This window comes from Catenulispora pinistramenti, assembly GCF_018274385.1.
In the GTDB taxonomy this organism is placed as follows: Bacteria; Actinomycetota; Actinomycetes; order Streptomycetales; family Catenulisporaceae; genus Catenulispora; species Catenulispora pinistramenti.
Window position 1 is genome coordinate 1 of record NZ_JAAFYZ010000378.1, and the last position, 5470, is coordinate 5470.

A 5470-nucleotide genomic window follows, 5' to 3' on the forward strand; every position below is an offset into this window, starting at 1 on the left:
CCTGGTGCTCATCGGACTCAACACCCACGAGCTACACAGGAGGCCCTGCCTTTATGCGTACATTGACACCAAATCACTCAGACGAGTCCACGCCACACACAACGTTCGGTTGAGCAACAGGCTCTTATAACCCACAAGCTGACCGCAGCTCAGGTCAAGAATCCTCCCCTCCGCGAACCCCCCGCCCCATAAGCCCAAGCCAAACCCGGGGGCACATCAGAGCCTGGATCAAATCCGGAGGGTTCTGATTAAACGGAAGCGCAGCCCCGCTCCGACCACACCACGCCACGCCACGCCACGCCACGCCACGCCACATTAAAACAGGACAGAACAGCGACGACACCCCCAACTCAAGCCCCCGCGTCCCCCTCAATCAAGCTGACCAGATGATCCCCGGCCAGATCCAGCGCGGCCCGCGAGGAGGCGTCGTCCCCCTCGTTCAACCACAGCAGCGTCATCCCGTCCATCACCGAGATCAGATACCGCGCCACGACCGGTGTCGGCGCCTTCCAGGTGACGTCCAGCGACTCGATCAGCGTCGAGGCCGCGGCGATGTAGGCCTCGTACTGCCGCTTCGCGATGGTCGCGAGTCCCGGGTGCCGCAGCGCGTACTGCGTCAGCTCGTACGTGACGCGGTGCTCCCCCGGGTTGGCGACCACGTGGCGCCAGTACGTGTCCAGCGCCGAGCGCACCTTCTCCTGCGCGTTCCCCTCCCCGCCGAGGACTTCGACGGCCAGGTCGAGGGTGTGCGCGGTGATGGTCTCGATGACGTTCTCCAGCAGTTCCTGCTTGGAGCGGAAGCTGTAGTGGAACGCCGCCAGGGCCATGCCCGCCTCGGCCACGATCGAGCGGGTGGTGGCCTTGGCCACGCCGTCCCGGACCATGACCCGGATCGCCGCCTCGACGAGCAGTCCCCGGCGTTCGTCGACGGCTATGCGCGGCATTCGGTGCTCCGTTCTCTTACTTACCCTCGACCCTGACCGGCCCCGACCGGCCTCGCCCGGACCGCGAGGGTGCGGTCCGGGCGAGGTTGTGGGGGTGTCAGTTTGCTTAGCTGGTACCTCCAGGATGTCTACAGGGCGTAGACCTGGAATTGGTACAGAGAGTAGCCCCAGCCGGTGGCGCGTTGGACTCCTTGCATCCGCACGTAGCGGGCGTTGGTCGTCGGGAAGCTATCGACTTCCTGGCCGCCGTGGCCGGTGGTCGTGGTGTAGACGGTGCGCCAGTTGGTGCCGTCGTCGGAGACCTCGATGTTGTAGGCCTTGCCGTAGGCGGCTTCCCAGTTCAGCATCACGCGGCCGACCTGCTGGACCGAACCGAGGTCCACCTGCAGCCACTCGTTGTCATCCCAGTTGCTGGCCCAGCGGTTGGCGCCGTTGCCGGTCACCGCGTTCTGCGCCGGATATCCCGATTGGCTGCTGGAGGCCGTCGCAGTGCTCTTCGTCGCCAGGTCGGAGACGTTCGCGCCGCGGTGTGCCGGGTACTGCACGACCTGCTGGAAGGTCGGGCGGTTCTGCCAGTTGCTCTGGTCGTCGGTGATGCCGCCCAGCGGGTGCTGCTGGATGGAGTCGGCGCACCACTGGTCGCCGGCCGAGCAGACCGAGTCCGCCGGGTAGACGGTGGCCGCCGGGGTGGCGATCGCGGAAGACAGCGCCGACAGCAGAGCGGTGCGGCACGCGGTCAGGTTGCCGCCGCCGCAGTAGCTCTGCGCCAACGGGCCCTGAACCGATTCGCCGAGGACGCTGCGCAGGTCCTTGTCGACGTAGGAATACCAGCCGGACTGGAACGACGAGCCCTTGTGGGCCACGCCGGCTTCGGAGCCGCCGTAGGGCGAGTCGTCAACCGACAGGACGCCGGTCATCGCCGAGTAGAGGTCGCTGCCCATACCGGGTTGGAATTCGGCTTGGACCAGCAGCGGCCACCAGGCGTCCATGATGCGGATGGCGTCGGAGTCGGCGTAGGTCTTGCTGCCGGCCGTGGTTTCCTTGCGCTGGGCGCCGTCGGCCAGCCAGGTCTTCAGCTCGGCCACAGCGGCGGCCTGCGTCGGATCCGTCGGCGTGCCGATCACCTGCAACAACTCCGGCAGCAGCTTCTCCCCGCGCAGGTCGGTCAGCGCCGCATCCTCCATCGCCTGGGTCAGGTTGGCCCGGGTCACCTTGGTGCCGGAGTTGATCAGACCCTTGACGCGCTCGTCGAGCAGGTTGCTGCGGTAGATCGAACCGTCACCGAAGCCGGAGACGGTGTAGTCCTGCGCGATCTTGTTGTTCCAGGACACGTAGTAGTCCTGGTCGATGGAGTTCGGATGCGCCGCAAACGGCGTGTTGGCGACCGTGTTCGTACTCGGATCCCAGTTCAGCCACTGGTGCGCGGCATCGGCGGTGATCGGCAGGTTCGGGTCGTCCTGGGCCGGGCGCGTCGGGTTCAGACCCGAGTTGTAGTAGGCCGTGTGCTGGGAGTCGACGTAGAACCAGTTGAACGTGTAGGTGATGTTCGAGGCCGCCTGCTGGAACCCGGCCGGGCCGGTCACGACGCTGGGGTCGTTGAACATCTGGAAGCCGACGATCGTGTCGACCTCGTGTTGGTACGTCGAGCGCAACTGGGTGTACGCGACCGGTTTACCGCCGATCGTGGCACGCGCCTGCACGATGCCGAAGTTCGTGCGGAACGCGATGAGTTTGTAGGAACCGGCCGGTGTGCTGTCGGCGAGGGTCGGGCTCCAGGAGTCGTCCCGCTCGATCTGCTGCATCGGCGTGCACACACCGTTGTACAGATAGGCGTCGGAGTCCTTGGTCGCCGGCGTGCCATCGGTGTTGCACAACGTCACAGCGAACGTGTCGATCATGTCCTGGCCGGCCGAGGTGGCACTCCAGGAGTAGTCGGCGCCGCGGCCCAGCTCGACATAGAAGTTCAGGCCGGCGAAGGCTGCACCCCGGGCACTGATACCAGGACCCTGAATCTCCTCCAACATCAACAGCTGCGGAGCGAAGTAACCGGTCTGCGGGCCGAACACGGCCACCGGATTACCGGTGTCAGTGTATTGACCGGAGACGACCAAGGCGTTGGACATGCCGCGCTTGGTCTGGAACAGACCGGCCGGTAGCACGCCGTTGGCCATCGAGTTCGCCTGCTTGGCCAGGGCCGGATCGGCCTTCAGGTTGGCCGCGGAAGTGGCCGACTTGACGGCGGCCGAGCCGGTGGCGATCGTCGGGACGGACGCCGTGGTGCTGGACGCGGCCGAGCCGGTCGGGTCGAAGACGACCTGCTGCGGGCTGACCGAGCCCGGGTCGGGCATCGCCACCCCGGAGGCGTTCGCCGGGGTGCCGTTGAACGGGAACGACTGGCCGTCGTGCAGCGTCAGGTCCGCCTCGGGGTCGTTCTCCTCCCGGAAGGAGTTCCAGACCGCGTCACCCTGAGCGGTCCCGTACTTGGCCTCGGCCGCCTCCTTCACCAGCGCGGAGGCGACCTGGTTGCCGCCGCCCGCGCCGAACAGCGCGCCGATCACGGAGCCGATCGCCACCAGGTCGGTGGGCTGGAAGTTCTGGATGCCGTCGCCGGTCAGGATGTTGGCGTTGCCGGTGAGGTCGTACTCGCCGGGGAAGTCGTCGCCGGCCTTCACGTCGGCGATGTACTGGTTCAGCCCGGCCAGGTAGTTGGTCATGTCCTGGTAGGCCTGCGCGCCGCGCGGTCCGCTGTTCTTCACGCGGTCGATCTGCGCCTGCAGATCGGGTTCGGTGTAGGCACCGTTGAGGTAGAACTGCTGCTCCAGCTGCCGGTTACCGGCCGCGCCACCGGCGAACCCGCTGAGCTCGCCGCGGCCGACGTGGCGGAAGACGTCCATCATCCACAGCCGGTCCTGCCCGGCGGCGTATCCGGCCCCGTATTCGGTACCGGCCCGCGTGGTCCCGTAGATGTGCGGGATGTCCTCGGTGTCCCGGGTGATGGTGACGTCACTGCGGCCGCCGGGATTGAGGGTGCTGGTGACCTGGTTGGCCGGAACGCCGAACGAGGAGTCGTTGAAGAAGTTGCCCAACGTGCTATTGGTCAGACCGGTGTAGCCGTCGACCAGACTCGCGTACTTTCCGAGCTGGTCATCGGTGTTGGCCGGCCGGTTCCCGGTGGTCTTGAACCACAGGATCTGCGCGGTGGTGGCGCTGCCGTTCTCCCCGGGCGGCAGGATGTCATTGCACTGACCCAGGCAGTCGTCGGCGACACCGGACGCGGCGATGGTGGCCGGTTTGGCACGGGCTCCCGCGGAGGTCGCCGAAGCCGTCACCGCGGGTACCGCGAGGGCCCCACTCACCGCCAGCGCCGTCAGCGCCGCGGCCATCGTTCGGGCACGGATGTGCATGCTCGGTCTCCTCTCACCGGATGTGTGGCGCGGCGCACGCTACTACCGAGTAACACGTTGCGGAAGGGCTTCCGAACGAATGACTGAGACGGTTGACCCAGAATCAGGGCGCGACCGTCCCATCACAGAACATCACCGATCATCGTCGGGCGCCGCCGACCGCCATCGAGCCCTCGCATCAGGTCAGATCAGGTCCTTGATCCGCCTCGATCAGGGGAAGTACCGGTCGAACGGCGCCGAATCGATGCCGATGCCCTGGTTGAAGGGGTTGTCCAGGTCGTAGATCAGGATCAGGACGAAGCCGATCAGCGCGGCCAGGCCCATCACCATGCCGACGTGGGTGAAGCGTTGTTCGATGCCGTAGATGAAAGTCAGGCCCACGGTCAGCACGCCGCCGAGGACGAGGCCGACCCACAGGATGGACGGCATGCGCTTGTCCGTGTCGTCCAGGCGGCCGCGGCGCGCGTCGGCCAGATTGCTGATCTGCGTCGTGGCGTCCGAGAGCACAGCCTGCCGGGCCTGGGTCGTCACGTCGGCGTTCAGGAACGCGGTGCGCAGGTTGGTCAGCAGCTGCCAGCCGGTGTCGCCGATCTCCTTGCCGGAACGCATCGCCGGCCATTCGGTGTGCTCGACGTAGTCCGCGTAGGCGGTCGCCGCCGCCTGGATCTTCGCCTGGTCGGCGGGCAGCATCGCGGCGCCGAGCAGGTAGGTCTCGTGCAGGCTGCTCGCCTCGGTCGCGACGTGCCCCTCGGCACTGTCCCTGTCCTCCCACACCGAGACCAGCGCCAGCGCCAGGATCAGCGCGAACATGACGCCGACCATCATGGTCACGTAACCCGCGACGTCCTCGCGCTCTTCATCCTCCTTCGCAGGGAACACACGGACCCGTACCACCAGGCCGATCGCGCCGATCAGGCCGGCGACGGCCACGACGATCAGACCACTGACCAAATTGGACATTCGCCGCTCCCGCGGGTCTATTTCCGGCGCGCCGCGAGGACCGCGGCGGCGCCGGCTGCCGGCATCATCATGACGAGGAGGAACAAGGGGGTTTTGACGCCCGGGCGCGGGGGTTGTGACAGGTGGGTCGCGGCCACGGGAAGGGTCGGGGGCGGCTTGGTG

General features: G+C 66.9%; 3 protein-coding genes. All 3 read right to left on the reverse strand.

The window, feature by feature from the left end:
- Positions 1–350: 350 nt before the first annotated feature.
- The 3 genes from KGQ19_RS47160 to KGQ19_RS47170 all read right to left on the reverse strand — a co-directional run bounded on the left by KGQ19_RS47160 (position 351) and on the right by KGQ19_RS47170 (position 5308).
- Positions 351–944, reverse strand: a complete 594-nt coding sequence (locus tag KGQ19_RS47160; protein WP_212021919.1) for a TetR/AcrR family transcriptional regulator — start codon at positions 942–944, stop codon at positions 351–353.
- A gap of 128 nt (positions 945–1072) precedes the next feature.
- The gene (locus tag KGQ19_RS47165) at positions 1073–4348 is read right to left on the reverse strand and encodes a penicillin acylase family protein (protein WP_212021921.1); all 3276 of its coding nucleotides are present in this window, start codon (positions 4346–4348) and stop codon (positions 1073–1075) included.
- Between the two features lie 210 nt (positions 4349–4558).
- Entirely contained in the window at positions 4559–5308 is a 750-nt protein-coding gene (locus tag KGQ19_RS47170; RefSeq protein WP_212021923.1) for a bestrophin-like domain, read from the reverse strand.
- Between the last annotated feature and the right edge of the window lie 162 nt (positions 5309–5470).